The organism is Paraburkholderia terricola (assembly GCF_003330825.1).
Classification (GTDB): Bacteria; Pseudomonadota; Gammaproteobacteria; order Burkholderiales; family Burkholderiaceae; genus Paraburkholderia; species Paraburkholderia terricola.
Window position 1 is genome coordinate 2,490,145 of sequence record NZ_CP024942.1, and the last position, 15,306, is coordinate 2,505,450.

A 15,306-nucleotide genomic window follows, 5' to 3' on the forward strand; every position below is an offset into this window, starting at 1 on the left:
GTGGCCGGTGGCTCCGTCATCGTCACGAGCGCGCTGCATGATCGCTCTCCGTGCCATACAGCATGTCAGCTGTCGAGCCGTATTCCATGACGGCGGTGCATTGAAACGCAAGGTTGACGACGGCTCGCCGCTCGCCGGCGCGCACGAGCGGTGCGACGCGATGCAGATTCATGTCGGCGCGCAGCAGATAGGCGTCGCCGGCCTGATGGCGATGGCGGTCAACGAGACCGTTTTCCTCCGCCCACGCGACAAGGTCGCCGATCGCTTCGTCCTGCCTGCGATGCTTGCGACGGCACAGGTCGGTCCAGTTCGGCACGACCTCGAGCTCGCCGCCGCCATTTTCACCAGGCAGTTCGGCAAATATCACGAGCGCATAGGGCGGGTCGTCCAGATGCCAGCCGTGCGTATCACCGCGTTGATGGAGAAAATTCGCGACCATGAATTCTTCGGGATGCGTGCACGAATAGACCGTGCGGCCGACGATATTTTCCACGCAGTTGCGCAATGCGTAATGGTGATAAAGGCTATAGAGAAACGGTGAATGAGCCTTGATAATCGATCCGCCGAGCGCCGAGAGACTTCGCGGCGTCGCATAGCCTGGCATTTCAAAACTCTTGCGTATCGCGAGTTGAGCAAGTTCATCAAGCTCGTTCTTTATCAGCTTCAACCCAGCAGGCGAGATAAATTCGAATAACCGAATATACCCAAATCGCATAAATTGCTCGCGCATTTGCTGGAGTATGTTCCAGTCGTATTGCTGCGGCATAACGATACTGTACAAGTCGGCAGCCCAGTTGTCCGCTGTGCGCTGCTGTACGCCATGGTCACGTGCTCCGTCAATTTCGGGTGCGTCCATGGACTCGCTCCATGTCATTAGTGAATATGCAAATTTCCTGTCGCGACATCGGACAAGACCCAGCTGGTGCCTGAAGGGCGCTTTTCGGGGCCAAGCATAAGCAACTTACGAGCCAAAAGCGGAACGCTTTAAGAAAGGGTGTGAAACCGGGTGCCAAATGTTTCCGGATCGGCACGAGAACCTGACAAGGATCGCATCGATAACCGTACTCCCAATCACTGAAACACAAAGTGTCACGAATACACCGCACAGTGTGCGAAAAGGCCCGTGACAAACTGGATCTCTATAATGGAACGCTTAATATTGCTTTGCAGCGCAATTGGCGATTTCGGCGTTGCGTCGAACTTCTTTTGTGCATATACGATCCACTTGGTAGTCGCCCACTTGATAGTCGCGTGGAATCGATAAACGCTAACCGCATTTCGTTGTCGCTAGTCGGCCAAAATGGCCGTTCGCCACGGTTGCTGCCCACATTCAAAATGCCGCGCGCCGCGAACTAATTTTGTCCTTTCCGGGAGCCGCTATCATCGACGTTCGTCCTGAAGGAGATCAACCGATGAGCCGACCCGATTTCATCAAACACTGGACCGAACTCGAAGAACCGGATCCACACTCCTATCGCGGCGATACCGAGCCAATGGCGCTGGACGCGCCGCTTTCCGCCGCACTCGGCATTACGCGTATCGGCATTCATCATGTCAGGCTTCTGCCCGGACGGCGGACCTCCTATCCGCACGCCGAAAGCACCGAGCAGGAGTTCGTGTACGTGCTCGAAGGCAAGCCCGATGTGTGGATCGACGGCGTGCTTCACCGCATTGCCGAAGGCGATTCCGTCGCGTTTCCGGCAGGCACTGGAATCTGCCACACCTTCATCAACAATACGAAGGACGAAGTCAGGCTGATGGTGATCGGCGAACGTCCGCGCGACGACAACCGTATTCGCTACCCGCTCAATGAGGCGCACGAACTGACTCGCGCGGACCGCTGGATGGACTGGCCCACCAGACCCCTCGGGGACCATGATGGGATGCCGGACTGAGGCTTACGCGGACGATTATTTGGGCCGATATCGAGGCGTCTGATACCGGTGTTGCAGTGAGTGACGCATCGCTGGCCGCGCTCGATCACTACGCCGAAGGCTGGGTGGCGCGCCTCACCGAGCGCCCCGACCCGCCGACCGCGCCGGAAGAGGCGCTACGCAACGCCTTGCTGCATTACGCGCGGCTCGCGTGCGCGCTGACCGGCAAGCGCAGTTGCTTCATTACCAATACCACGCTGGAGATGCAACCCGGCGACGAGGCATTGCGTGCCCGCGTTCGGCACCGCGGCGATCAGCGGCGCGTTCTTCGGCGCGATCGACGGCCGCGCGACGGCGGATGCCTACGCGCATGCGTTCCAGCTCAGCCTCGCGATCAATGCGTTGCTCATGCTGGCGTGGCATCGGTTCAAGCGTGCTGCTGGTGCTCATCCGCAATTTGTACTGCGCCGCGCCGCACGCCCGGCTTAAAAATACCGAATGCGTAATCGTTTTCAACGGTGCAGTGCGGGATAATCACGCGTCTTAAACAAAGTGCATTTATCCACGGCGCATTTACCGGTGATCGGGGCGTTCACAGGTAATTGCGCTTTGCGCCGCGAACGGGAATAAACCCGTGGCGCGGATCGATCATGCTTTTGATATGACGAAACACGCATCGCATTTTTTACTCGCGGCGTCATACGGCCGCAGTAAATCCTGCGACCGTGCGGTGCCGCACAGAGCGCGCCCAGTGGCGCATTGAAGGGTTTTCCCCGTTTCATCCGACGAGCCTTCGCATGCGATACTCCTTGTACTGCCGATGAAAACGATGTGCTTAAAAAGCACTTGCGGTGATTAAATTCGATTGTTAATCTTGGCAAACTTTTTAGAGTTTCCATCAGCAACCTTTAATGTCGAAAAGCCCAGCGCAATGACTTAATACCGCTCGACGGTTTCCCAGGGGATTGAAATATGCCAACCGCCACCATTGACGCACTCCAGATTCCAGCAGCCGCACGCTTTAACGTGGGCGACGTTGTCACGCTGAAGGAAGGCGGCCCGCGCATGACGGTCACCTATGCGGGTGCGGTGGCGCTCAATCCCGGCGAATGGCTGATGTGCGAGTGGTTCGACGAACAGGGCGAACTGCGCCGCGAGATGTTCTCGCCCGCGAGCGTACGCACTGAGCCGCGCTCGATCCCCGCCGCCTCGGTCATGTGGAACCGGGTAGGCCGGGCCGCCTGATCGGCCGGATATTTTCCGGCTTTCGCCTGGCGCGCGATCGGCCGATCGGCGCGCCCGATTACTTCCTTCTGATCTACTTCTCCGAGCGCTCTCGCGCCGTCGCGCGTCGTTGCACGCGCATTAGAAGCGCCGATGAAAACGCGCGCATCCGCACGATCTTTCGCGTCTCCACGATCTGTCCGGCGAGATTCTTCGGCGGGTTGGGTTGCAACGACCAGTAGAGCGCGAGCAGCCAGCCGAAACCCGTCCAGCCGAGGCACGCATTGAAGAGCGCGAGCGTGAGCACGTCATGACGCTTGCGCCGGTCGGCCAGAATCGCCGGCAGAAAATACAGCGCGAGAACGAGCGCCGCCGCGATGGCCTGAACCAATAGATTGCCGTCCATGAAACCGGCTCCCAATAGGCGAGCTATGCGTTGATTGTCGCGCGATTGCGCGACTCACGCAGCTTCATGCGAACCCCAGGGCGCGGCTCGCCATGCGGCAGGCGCGGGCATTCAGTCAGCGGGACTGCAGCCTGCCTGGCATCGGGACTATCATGGGCGTTTCATCGAAACGAACCGCAACGGACCGCCACCATGATCTCCGACGATACGACCCAGCAGACCCAGCGCATCAACCCCGACACGCTACGCGAATTCGTCGACCGCAAATGGAACGACGAGATCGTGCCCGCGCTGACGGACTACATCGCGGTGCCGGCCAAGAGCCCGGCGTTCGACCCAAAGTGGGTCGAGCACGGCTATCTGGAGCGCGTGGTCACCGACGCGGCGCAATGGGCCGAACAGCAGCCGGTGAAGGGCCTGAAGCTCGAAGTGATCCGCCTGCCGGGCCGCACGCCGGTGATTTTCTTCGAGACCGCCGCGACGCGTTCGGGCAGCGAGGAAACCATCGTGCTGTACGGCCACCTCGACAAGCAGCCTGAATTCGACGGCTGGCGCAACGACCTCGGCCCGTGGACCCCCAAGCTCGAAAACGACAAGCTGTACGGCCGCGGCGGCGCCGACGACGGCTACGCGATCTACGCGAGCCTCACCGCGCTCGCCGCGCTGGACGCGCAAGGCGTCGATCGGCCGCGCTGCGTCGGCCTGATCGAAACCTGCGAGGAGTCCGGCAGCTACGATCTGCTGCCCTACGTCGACGTGCTGCGCGAACGGCTCGGCAAGGTCGGGCTCGTCGTGTGTCTCGATTCGGGCGCGGGTAACTACGATCAACTGTGGCTCACCACCTCGCTGCGCGGCCTCGTCGCCGGCGACCTCGAGGTTCAGGTGCTCGACGAAGGCATTCACTCGGGCGGTTACGGCGGCATCGCGCCGTCGAGCTTCCGCGTCATGCGGCAACTGTTCGACCGGCTGGAGGATGCCGCCAACGGCACGCTGCTGCCGAAGGGTTTTCACTGCCCGATCCCGGCAGACCGTCTGCGTGAAGCGGAAGCCACCGCGCGGATTCTCGGCGACGACGTCTGGAAAAAACTGCCGTGGGCCTGCGGCCAGGACGGCCGCCAGGTGCTGCCCACCACCACCGATCCGCAAGAAGCCTTGCTCAATTCGACGTGGCGTCCGTCGCTCTCCGTGACCGGTGCGGCCGGCTTGCCCGCGCTCGCGGACGCGGGCAACGTGCTGCGTCCGCGCACGGCGTTCAAGCTGTCGCTGCGGCTGCCGCCGCTGATCGAAGCGGACAAGGCCGTCGCCGAGTTGAAGGCGCTGCTCGAATTCGATCCGCCGTACAACGCCCGGGTGACGTTCAAACCGGACGCGGGTGCGGCGAGCGGCTGGAGCGCGCCGGATCTCGCGCCGTGGCTCGCCACGGCGTTGAATGACGCGTCGCGCGAACACTACGGCGCGGACGTCGCCTATATGGGTCAGGGCGGCACGATTCCGTTGATGAACGTGCTGAAGGCGGGCTTCCCGAAATCGCAGTTCATGGTGTGCGGCGTGCTCGGGCCGAAGTCGAACGCGCATGGGCCCAACGAGTTTTTGCACGTGCCGTACGGCAAGAAGCTCACGGCCGCGGTGGCCGAAGTGATCGCCGCCGCGCCTTGAGCGCTCGTGCGGGTTCCTGTCGATCCGCGCTTTGATCCTTGTTTCGATCCTGCCACTCACGCCATCGATCTGAATGAACGAAAACCAGACTGCCCGACTTGCCACGCCCCGGATTCCGGCCGATCAATTGCACGCCTACGTGAAGGCGATCTGGGCGCGGGCGGGCAGTGCGCCGCGCGAGGCGGAACTGGTCGCGGATCATCTGGTGGCGGCGAACCTGACCGGCCACGACTCGCATGGCGTGGGCATGATCCCGCGTTACGTGGCGTCGCTCGCCGACGCGCAACTGCAACTGAACCGGCATGCCGAGGTGGTGAAGGACGTGGGCGCCGTGCTGACGGTCGAAGGCGGCAAGGGCTTCGGCCAGGTGGTGGCGTTCGAGGCCATGGAGCAGGGCATCGCGCGTGCACGGCGCCTCGGCATCTGCGCGGTCGGCTTGCGCGGCGCGCATCACATCGGGCGCATCGGCCACTGGGCCGAGCAATGCGCGCGCGCCGGGCTGGTGTCGTTCCACTTCGTCAACGTGGCGGGCGATCCGCTCGTCGCGCCGTTCGGCGGCGCGGATCGCCGCATCGGCACCAATCCGTTTTGCGCGGCGTATCCGCGGCCCGGCAAGCCGCCGCTCGTGCTCGACTTCGCGACCAGCACGGTGGCGTACGGCAAGACGCGGGTCGCCTATAACCAGGGCAAAGCGGTGCCGCCCGGCGCGCTGATCGATCACGAAGGCCGGCCGACGCTCGAACCCAAGGTCATGCACGAGGCGCCGTTCGGTTCGCTCACGCCATTCGGCGGCCACAAGGGATTCGGGCTCGCGGCGATGTGCGAGATTTTCGGCGGCGCGGTCTCGGGCGGCTTCACCACGCACACGGAAACGCTCGGCACGACCAACGCGATTATCAACTGCATGCTGTCGGTGATCATCGATCCCGCCGCGTTCGACGCACCCGATGCGCAAGCCGAGGCCGATGCATTCATCGACTGGGTGAAGGCTTCGCCGCTCGCGACCGGCGTCGATCGTCTCTACGAGCCGGGCGAACCGGAGCGCATCATGCGCGCCCAACGCGAGGCCGAAGGCATTCCGGTGGACCCCGCGACGTGGGCGCAGATTCGCGCGGCGGCGCTGACCGTCGGCATGAGCGAGCAGGACGCCGAGGGCTGGTCCGCGCGCTTGCGGTAACGCCGCCTGGGGCAAGCGCGGGCGCGGCGGAGCGCCCGCGTCCGCTTATCGGGGTCGAATAGTCCGTCTGTTGGACCACAAATAAAAGTTAAACCCCACAAGCTTTATTTTCGATTGCATTACCTAAACCGCGCGTATTTCGTTTTCTTTCGAATCGGCAACAAATTCCGCTTACGCGCGTTCACTAATCCGATTGCGGTCATGCGCCTATTGACCGTCTAATTTCGCTCATCTCCGGTGCGCAAGCGTTTGCGTCCCGTATCGCTTGCCCAGCTTGCCGCCAGCGCTGAGAGCCCCGCCCGACGCGGCTTGCGGCACTGCTTGCAATCATCTGTTGGTTACCCCGCTCCCAATCGATTCCGGTCTGATTTAGGCTCGCATGGCAATGCCGTTGTTTTAACTTTAAAGGACCGTTCAAAATGAATCTGCATAACCACCACGCCTGCCGCCCGTTCCTCGAAGCCGGCAATCTGTCGCAAATCTCCGCTTATTACGAAGAAGGCCGTAACGTGATGTGGATGATGTTGCGGGCGCAGCCGCGCCCCTGTTTCAACCTCGATCTGGTGCACGATATTCTGGGACTCGCGCAGGCAGCACGAGACTCGGGCTTGCCGATCGACTTCTGGGTTACCGGCTCGCTGATTCCCACCATGTTCAACGTCGGCGGCGACCTCGATTTCTTCGCCGACACAATCCGCTCCGGCAAGCGCCAGGCGCTGCTCTCGTACGCGCGGGCTTGCGTGGATTGCGTCCACGCGGCGGCGCGCGGCTTCGACACCGGCGCGATCTCGATCGCGATGGTGGAGGGCACCGCGCTCGGCGGCGGATTCGAGGCGGCGCTCGCCCATCATTTCCTGCTCGCGCAGAACGACGCGCGCATGGGCTTTCCCGAAATCGCCTTCAACCTGTTCCCCGGCATGGGCGGCTATTCGCTGGTGGCGCGCAAGGCCGGCATGCGGCTCGCGGAGGAGCTGATCGGCGTGGGCGAATCGCATACGGCGGAATGGCACTTCGGCAAGGGGCTGGTCGATCAGCTATTCGAGCCGGGCGACGCTTATATGGCGACGCGCACGTTCATCGATACGCTCAAGCCGAAGATGAACGGCATCCGCGCGATGCTGCGCGCACGTCAGCGCGTGCTGCAACTGTCGCGCGCGGAACTGATGGAAATTACCGAGGACTGGGTGGACGCCGCGTTCACGATCGAAGAGAAGGATCTCGCCTTCATGGAGCGGCTGGTGATGCTGCAAAACCGCCGCAGCGCGAATCTGCGGCAGACGGCCAGCACCGCCAGTTTCGCGTGAGCGGCGTTCGGTCGTAGCGACAGCGGGCCGCGCAAGGGGGCGCGGCGCGGAAGCTCAGGCGATCAGCCTGAGCTTCTGCCTGTCCTGCAACCAGCGCTCGAATTCGGCGGCGGGCATGGCCTGCCCATACAGGAAGCCCTGCACGTAATCCACGCCCAGGCCCTTCATGAACGTTTCCTCGGATTCCGTCTCGATGCCTTCGGCGACCACCTTGAAATCCAGTTCCTGCGCGACGGCCACCATCGAACGCACGAGCGCTTGCGCCTTGGTGTCGGCGTTGATCGAGCGCACGAAGCTGCGGTCGAGCTTGATCACGTCGAGCGGAATGCGGCCCAGTTGCGACAGCGAGGAATAACCGGTGCCGAAGTCGTCCAGATGAACCTGGGCGCCGATTTGCCGGAACTGCGTGATCAGATCGATGGCCGCCGCTTCGTCCTCGATCAGGCAACTCTCGGTGAGTTCCAGGTCGATCAGGCAGGGGTCGAGGTTCGCGTGCTGCAGCGCCTCGCTGAAATGCCGCACCACCGCCGTATCGACCAGTTGCCGCGCCGACACGTTGATCGCGATGCGCAGGTTGTAGCCGGCGGCTTTCCATTTGGCCGCCTGTTTCGCGGCCGTTTCCATGACCCAGCGGCCCAGCACGCCGATCAAACCGGATTCTTCCGCGTAACGGATGAATTCGGCCGGCATGATCTGCCCGCGCTCCGGCGAATTCCAGCGCACCAGCGCCTCGGCGCCCTGCACCGCGCCGGTGGTGAGCGACAGCTTGGGCTGGTAGTGCAGCGACAGTTGACCTTCCTCGATGCCGCGCCGCAGATTGGTGTCGAGCCACATGTACTCCGCCACCTTGCGGTTCATGACCGGCGAAAACACGCGGTAGGTGCGCTTGCCTTCGTCCTTGGCGACGTACATGGCGGTGTCCGCCGCGCGAATCAACGATTCGAGGCTCTCGCCGTGTTCCGGATAGCGCGCGATGCCGATCGAGCAGCCTGTGTAGACCTCGACGAGTCCGAGACTGAACGCGGTGCGCAGGCGTTCGAGAATGCGCTGCGCGGTGACTTCGAGCAGGTTCGCGGTGCCCTTGGCGGCGAGCACGATGAACTCGTCGCCGCCCAGGCGCGCGAGCGCGTCGCCCTCGTTCAGGCAGGTCTTGATGGCCGCCGACACGTCGCGGATCAACTGGTCGCCGAACACGTGGCCGTAGTGATCGTTGACGCGCTTGAAGTTGTCGAGATCGAGAAACAGCACGCCGACCGCCTCGCCGGGGGCCGCTTGCTCGATGGCGGCGCGGATCTTGTCCTGGATCGCATTGCGGTTGGCGAGGCCGGTGAGCGAATCCGTATTCGCCAGTTCGATGAGCCGTTCCTGGGCGAGCCGTTCGTCGGTGATGTCGGTGCCCGAGCAGATCAGGAATTGTTCGTCCACGCCGCTGCCGCTGTGAACGAACTTGTTGCGAAACAGAAAGAGCCGCTCGCCGCGCACCGTCTTGACGCGCCGCTCCACTTCGTAGGACACGCCGCGATTGAAAAAGCCGGCGATGTTCTGGCTCGACGCCGCGCCGTCTTCGGTGGACATGAAAAGCGCCCACACGTTGCGGCCGACGATGTTCTCTTCCTTCACGCCGGTGAGTTCCTCGGCGAGCCGGTTAAAGCGCTGAATGCGCCCATGCCGGTCGACGATCACCACGACGGAATTGACTTCGGAAACGACCTGTTCGGCGAACGAAAGACCGTGCACCAGATCGCGCGCGACCGATTCGGTGTCGTCGTAAGCCGACGCCGTGCCCGCCCAGGTGTTGCCATTGAGCTTCTTGCCGACGAGATGCAGACGCAGCGGCTCGCCGAACAGACGCACGTCGAGCACGAGGTGGGAAGTGACGCCGGTGAGGCAGCGGACTTGCGAAGCCTGCTGGGGATTCAGCGGAATGGCGACATGGGCGGGCACGTCCCCGGTGACCGGCGCGAGTTCCAGTGCGTTGCTGTCGCTCGACAGACGCCAGCAAGGACTGCTCGTACCGAACTGGGCGAATAGCACCTGGTCGTGTTGGTCGTCGTTCATGAGAATCCCCGGGCGGTGTATGCCGGCGGCCGTTGATCAAGGCCGGTTGGCGGCAAACAGTCTCTTCATCATACTTAATTGAGACTGGTCTCATTGTAGCGAAGCGGCAGCATTCAGGCTTATAAAGATTTGACGATTGCGCGGCCGCGCGCTTTGGCTCACTTCACGGCACGATTCCGGTGCAATCGTCGTGGCGTCGCGGGAAAAACCCTAAAACCTGCGCGCCAGCCACCCGCGCGCCCGTTCGCGCTCCGCCGGAAGCGCCTCGACCGAAGCTTCGAACCAGAAAACCCCGCCGACGAGCGTGCCGATAACGACACCGTCGCGATACAAAATACGATTTCCCGTAACCGCCGGCACCCGTTCGCCCACCAGCAGCGTTCCCGTGAGATTCAGCGGATCGGTCGCGGCGACACAGACAAACGCACCGTCGTTCGCGTGCCGCCGCACCTCGCGCAGCAAGGGAATCGCCTCGGGCAGCGCGAATTGCTCGCCGGCGAGGCCGTTCACGAAGCGCCCGCCGCGAATCACGCCGCGCGCTTCGAGCCGTTGAAAAACGCGCAGCAGATCGCGCCACGGCGGCAGCCATTCCGCCTCGCGTTCGAGCAGGTGCCAGAACACCACGCCATAGCGGCGCAGCAACGTCATCGCGACGTGTTCGAGTACTTCCGGCGGCAACTGCCGGCGCCGCTCCGGCGTGCTTTCCGCAGACGCGGCGGCGGCGCTGCCGCGCCTGAGCAGCGCCCAGCGTCCCGCGTCGTCCATGCCGCCGATGAGCGCGCTCGCGCGCGCGCGCCGGCTGCCGGAAAAAGCGTTGCGTTTGGCGACCGGCTTCAGCAACGCGCGCAAGCCCGCGAAACTGTCGGAATTCACGAGGCCGGCGGCCACGAGTTCGCCCAGCGCGTTTTCCAGTTCCATACGCAGGACGCGAACTTCACTCAGCAGTTCGTCGAAGAACATCGCGCCGTGTTGCGACAGCGCGTCGTACACGCTTTGCGCGCGCGCCGATAACTCCGGTTGCCTCGACGGGTCGATCAGCGCGCTCCACACGCGGATGTGCGCTCGCGGCAGCAGCACGATCGGCGTGCCGCGCACGGGTCCGGCGGCGCTGCGCGCGCGCTCGGTGAGCCGGGTCCAGACGATCTTGCCGGCGCGGCATAGTTCGTCAAGCGAAGTACTGGAGTAGGCCTTCACGCGCGCGGGCAGGATGTCTTCTTCCCATGCGCCCGCCGCGGCCTGGAAGCCTTCCAGTTGTTCGAGCACCGCGGCGAGCGCGTCGCGTCCCTCGCTGCGCGTGTCCGGCGTCAAGTGCTGCCATTCGAACAGGAAGCGCATGAAGTCGTGCCGTTCCACCGGTTCGATCTCGCGCCGCAAGCGTTTGACGGTGTAGCGGTGAATCCGCGCGAGCAGGTGACGCTCGCACCATTCTTCTTCCGTCGCCCGGGGCGTGAAGCGGCCGCGCATCACGTAGCCTTCCGCTTCGAGACGCGTCAAGGTCCGTTCGACCGATGCCGCGGGCAACCCCAGCGCCTGCGCGATGGTGTTCACCGGCAGCGGGCCGAAGCCGGTGAGCCGCGCGCGTAACACGTCGAGCAGGGCGTCGTCGGCGTTCCATGCGTCGGCGTAGCCCTTCGGCGCGGTGAGCGGCGGCGCGAACGCGGCGTCGGGATAGAGCGCTTCGAAGCAGGTCAGGCGCTCGGCGCTCAGCCATAGCGTCGTGTGCGTGCCGGCGATGTTCAGGCGCGTGGCGCGGCCGGATTCGGCCAGCGACGCGAGCCAAGCCGGCCACCCTTCGTTGCGATGCGCTTCGGCCTCGGTGATGCAGGCGAGGCCCGTCAGCGCTTCGTGCATCTCGTCGGCGTTGCGCGCCTGCGGCCAGGCTTCGTCGCGCACGCTGTCGATCGCGGCGGCGTCGAGCGCGCCGAGGTCGTCGGCACTGGCGGGATCGGTCCAGCGGCGGTTCAGCACGGCTTGCGTGCGGCGCTCCTCGATCGGCGCGTCGTCGAGATAGGCGTACGGCTTGGCGGTGAGGATTTCGGCGGCCAGCGGCGAGGGCGCCGGCAGATCGCGGGCGACGAGCCGCACGTCGCCCTGTTCGATACGGCGCAGCAGCGCGATCCAGTGTTCGCTGTCCATGGCGTCGTGCAGACAGTCGTCGACGGTCTGATCCACCAGCGGATGACGCGGCAGTTCGCGCTCGCCGACGATGTTCTCCAGACACGCGGCCTGCTCGGGGAACACGCTCGCGAGCAGGTCCTCGCTGCGCATGCGCTGCAATTGCGGCGCGGTTTTGCGGCCGCCGGTGTAACGCGGCAAGCCGAGCGCGATGGTCGCGTTCCAGCGCCAGCGCACGCCGAACAGCGGCGCGTCGAGCAGCGCCTGGATCAGCAGATGCTCGGCGCTGTTCGAATGCAGATAGCGCCACACTTCGTCGAGCACGAACGAATGGCTGCCGGTGAGCGAGAGCACGATCGCGTCTTCGGTCGCGGCGGCTTGCAATTCGAAGTTGAAGTTGCGGCAAAACCGCTTCCTCAGCGCGAGACCCCACGCGCGGTTCACGCGGCTGCCGAACGGGGAGTGGATCACGAGCTGCGTGCCGCCGGATTCGTCGAAGAAGCGCTCCATGACGAGCGTGTCTTGCGTCGGCAGCACGCCGAGCGCGGCGCGCGCCCGCGCGAGATAGTCGACGATCTGGCGCGCGGCGGCTTCGTCGAGGCCGAGCGAATCGACGAGCCAGTCGATCGCGCGTTCGATGCGGGCGGTCATCGTTGGGTCGGTTGCGGCAATTGCGGCAGTTGCGGCGGGCGGCGCGTCGGCGGCGATTGCCGCCGACGATGCCGATTCCGCCGATCCCCCATCCCGCGTTTCGACAACAGCCGAGGCCGCCTTTGCGCGCGTTTTCGCCGTCGCCGACAACGCCGGCCGCTTCGCGTTCCGGCGCGTCGACGACGGCTCGCCGTGCGAAACCGTCGCGGGCTCCTCCTCTCCATCGAGCCAGCGCCCGATCTGCTCGCGCAAGCGCGCCACGCCGAGCGAGAGTTCATCGCTGCGCCCCGGCGCCTCGCCCAGCCAGAACGGAATGTTCGGCGGCTGGCCCTGCGCGTCCTCGACTCGCACGCGGCCGCTCTCGATCCGCAGAATCCGGTATGACGCATTGCCGAGTTGAAACACGTCGCCGGCAAGACTTTCGACCGCGAAATCCTCGTTGACGGTGCCGATATTGATCGCCTGCGGTTCGAGCACGACCGCATAGTCGGCGTTCTCGGGAATCGTGCCGCCCGAGGTCACCGCGACCAGCTTGCCGCCGCGCCGGCCGCGCAAGGTGCCGCTCACGACGTCGCGATGGATGTACGCGCCGCGCGGGCCGTTGCGGCTCGTATAGCCTTCGACGAGCATGCGCAGCACCGCGTCGTATTGCTCGCGCTCCAGCTCCGCGTAGGGCGCGGCGCGCCGCATCATCTCGAACAGCGCATCCTCGTTCCACTCGGCGCTCGACACTTCCGCGACGATCTGTTGCGCGAGCACGTCGAGCGGCGCGCGCGGAATCCGCAGCGCGTCGAGTTCGCCGCGCCGCACGCAATCGAGCAGCGCCGCGCATTCGATCAGATCGTCGCGCGAAACCGGAAAAAGCCGCCCCTTCGGCATGCCGCCCACGTGATGCCCCGACCGACCGACGCGTTGCAGGAACGGCGCGATCGCGCGCGGCGAACCCATCTGGCAGACCAGATCGACGTCGCCGATATCGATGCCGAGTTCCAGCGAAGCCGTGGCGATCAGCACGCGCAACTCGCCGCGTTTCAGGCGCTGCTCGGCATCGAAACGATGTTCCCTGGCGAGGCTTCCGTGATGCGCGGCCACCGCTTCCTTGCCGAGCCGCTCGGTCAGATGACGCGCGGCGCGCTCGGCCATGCGGCGCGTGTTGACGAAAATCAGCGTGGTGCGGTGCATCGCGACGAGTTCGGCGAGGCGGTCGTAGACGCGCTCCCAGACTTCGTTCGGCATGACCGCTTCGAGCGGCACCGGGGGAATGTCCAGCGCGAGGTCGCGCGCGCGAATATGGCCCACGTCGACGATCGCGCAGTCGGCGGGCAGCCCGCTGTCGATGCTCGCGCCGCCCACCAGAAAGCGCGCCACCGCGCTCACGGGTTTTTGCGTGGCCGACAGGCCGATGCGCGGCAGGCGCCGCGCGCACAGCGCGTCGAGCCGTTCGAGACTGAGCGCGAGATGGCTGCCGCGCTTGCTGCCGGCCAGCGCATGAATTTCATCGACGATCACGGTGCGCACCGTCGACAGCATGCGGCGGCCCGAGTCCGAACCGAGCAGCACGTAGAGCGATTCGGGCGTGGTGACGAGAATATGCGGCGCGCGCTTTCTGAGCGCGCTGCGTTCCTGCTGCGTGGTGTCGCCGGTGCGCACGGCGGTGCGGATGTCCAGCGGCGGCAGGCCGCGCGCGTCGAGTTCCGCGGCGATGCCTTGCAACGGCATTTGCAGATTGAGGCGAATGTCGTTCGAGAGCGCCTTGAGCGGCGACACGTAGACCACCAGCGTTTCGTCCGGCAACGCGCCGCCGTTGGCGAGACCCTGATGGACGAGATCGTCGAGCGCCGAGAGGAACGCGGTGAGGGTCTTGCCGGAACCGGTCGGCGCGGCGACCAGCGTCGAGCGGCCTCGGCGAATCTGCGGCCAGGCGGCGGCCTGCGCGTCGGTGGGGCCGGGGAACGTGTTCAGAAACCAGCCGGCGACCGCGGGATGGAAGTCGTCGAGCGCGCGGGCCGTGGCGGCGCTGATGGGGGAATCCACCGCGTCAGCCTGGGCAGGGCCCGCGGTCGCGGGTCCCGCGGAAGCCGCGCGCAAGGCGGCGGCGGAGGTCGAAGCCGAAGTCATGCCTGCGTAGTTGGGGGCGCGACGTGCCATATCCAGAGAGCCGCGAAAAAACGGCGTAGTGCGAGATCCAGAACCGAGTCTCGCAGGTTTTGCGGGCTTTGCCGAGAGCGCACCGGCGCAAGCGTAATCAGGGCTCAGTTTGCTTGCCCGTTCCGCCGAACCAGCGCTGCTCGATCGACGACATCAGCCAGGCCACCAGCAGCGCGCAGACGGTGCCGAGCGTCACTTCGCCGAGGCGCAGCAGCGCGATGTCCCACGCGGGACCGATGCCCGGCACCAGCAGCATGATGGTCGCGGTGATGCCGCCCAGACGCGCCGCGCTGCCCACGTTGACGACCCAGCAAATCACGATCGCCACCGCCACGGTGGCCGCATAGGCCGCGAAATGACCGCCGCCCAGCGCGGCGCCGAGCAGCCCGCATACACCGCCCGCCATCGCGCCGATGAACTGATCGCGCGACAGCTTGCGGGTGTCGATATAACTATGCTGGCTGACCGCGATCGCGGTGATCGCGGCCCAGAAAGCCTGTTCGGTGTGCAGCGCGCGGCCGATCGCGAAGGCGAGACTGGCGCCCGCAACGGCTTGCACGGCCATCACGCAGCCTTCGGTCAGCCGCTCGTTGAGCGGCAGCGACTTCAGAAACGCAAACAGCGAGTTGGCCTCGGACGCGCGCGCGCCGCGTGTGGGCTTGTCGGTTGAGCTCATCGGATGGGTCGGGACGC

General features: G+C 64.8%; 11 protein-coding genes and 1 pseudogene. 7 read left to right on the plus strand and 5 right to left on the minus strand.

Features of this window, described 5'->3' with window-relative positions; all coding sequences use genetic code 11:
- Positions 1 to 22 precede the first annotated feature (22 nt).
- Entirely contained in the window at positions 23 to 856 is an 834-nt protein-coding gene (locus CUJ90_RS29800) for a HalD/BesD family halogenase (RefSeq protein ID WP_143031984.1), read from the minus strand.
- 556 nt (positions 857 to 1,412) lie between these two features.
- Here CUJ90_RS29800 and CUJ90_RS29805 point away from each other — a divergent pair.
- The 4 genes and pseudogenes from CUJ90_RS29805 (at position 1,413) to CUJ90_RS29820 (ending at position 3,119) form a co-directional block, all read left to right on the plus strand.
- On the plus strand, positions 1,413 to 1,895 hold the full coding sequence (locus tag CUJ90_RS29805) for a cupin domain-containing protein (RefSeq protein WP_073429983.1): 483 nt from the start codon (positions 1,413 to 1,415) through the stop codon (positions 1,893 to 1,895).
- Between the two features lie 71 nt (positions 1,896 to 1,966).
- Positions 1,967 to 2,173: pseudogene (locus CUJ90_RS33520) on the plus strand (TetR/AcrR family transcriptional regulator); the annotation flags it as partial.
- Positions 2,163 to 2,363 (plus strand): hypothetical protein, encoded by a 201-nt coding sequence (locus CUJ90_RS29815; protein ID WP_073429982.1) that lies wholly within the window; start codon positions 2,163 to 2,165, stop codon positions 2,361 to 2,363. The pseudogene CUJ90_RS33520 and the gene CUJ90_RS29815, both read left to right, overlap by 11 nt.
- 483 nt (positions 2,364 to 2,846) lie before the next feature.
- Entirely contained in the window at positions 2,847 to 3,119 is a 273-nt protein-coding gene (locus CUJ90_RS29820) for a YodC family protein (protein WP_073429981.1), read from the plus strand.
- 73 nt (positions 3,120 to 3,192) lie between these two features.
- Here CUJ90_RS29820 and CUJ90_RS29825 read toward each other — a convergent pair whose 3' ends face one another.
- Positions 3,193 to 3,504, minus strand: a complete 312-nt coding sequence (locus CUJ90_RS29825; RefSeq protein ID WP_073429980.1) for a superinfection immunity protein — start codon at positions 3,502 to 3,504, stop codon at positions 3,193 to 3,195.
- Between the two features lie 192 nt (positions 3,505 to 3,696).
- Between CUJ90_RS29825 and CUJ90_RS29830 the strand changes: the two genes are divergently transcribed.
- The 3 genes from CUJ90_RS29830 (at position 3,697) to CUJ90_RS29840 (ending at position 7,641) form a co-directional block, all read left to right on the plus strand.
- Positions 3,697 to 5,160, plus strand: a complete 1,464-nt coding sequence (locus CUJ90_RS29830; protein WP_114164495.1) for a M20 family metallopeptidase — start codon at positions 3,697 to 3,699, stop codon at positions 5,158 to 5,160.
- A gap of 73 nt (positions 5,161 to 5,233) precedes the next feature.
- The gene (locus CUJ90_RS29835; protein WP_073429978.1) at positions 5,234 to 6,337 is read left to right on the plus strand and encodes a malate/lactate/ureidoglycolate dehydrogenase; all 1,104 of its coding nucleotides are present in this window, start codon (positions 5,234 to 5,236) and stop codon (positions 6,335 to 6,337) included.
- A gap of 419 nt (positions 6,338 to 6,756) precedes the next feature.
- Positions 6,757 to 7,641: a crotonase/enoyl-CoA hydratase family protein gene (locus tag CUJ90_RS29840; RefSeq protein ID WP_073429977.1), complete on the plus strand. Its 885-nt coding sequence runs from the start codon at positions 6,757 to 6,759 to the stop codon at positions 7,639 to 7,641.
- 54 nt (positions 7,642 to 7,695) lie between these two features.
- Here the strand turns inward: CUJ90_RS29840 and pdeR are convergent, their stop codons facing one another.
- From pdeR to CUJ90_RS29855, 3 genes are all read right to left on the minus strand, one after another.
- On the minus strand, positions 7,696 to 9,699 hold the full coding sequence (pdeR, locus tag CUJ90_RS29845) for a cyclic di-GMP phosphodiesterase (protein ID WP_073429976.1): 2,004 nt from the start codon (positions 9,697 to 9,699) through the stop codon (positions 7,696 to 7,698).
- Between the two features lie 210 nt (positions 9,700 to 9,909).
- Positions 9,910 to 14,583, minus strand: a complete 4,674-nt coding sequence (locus CUJ90_RS29850; protein WP_244220075.1) for a DEAD/DEAH box helicase — start codon at positions 14,581 to 14,583, stop codon at positions 9,910 to 9,912.
- Positions 14,584 to 14,710: 127 nt separating this feature from the next.
- Positions 14,711 to 15,289, minus strand: a complete 579-nt coding sequence (locus CUJ90_RS29855; RefSeq protein WP_073429974.1) for an FUSC family protein — start codon at positions 15,287 to 15,289, stop codon at positions 14,711 to 14,713.
- Positions 15,290 to 15,306: the final 17 nt, after the last annotated feature.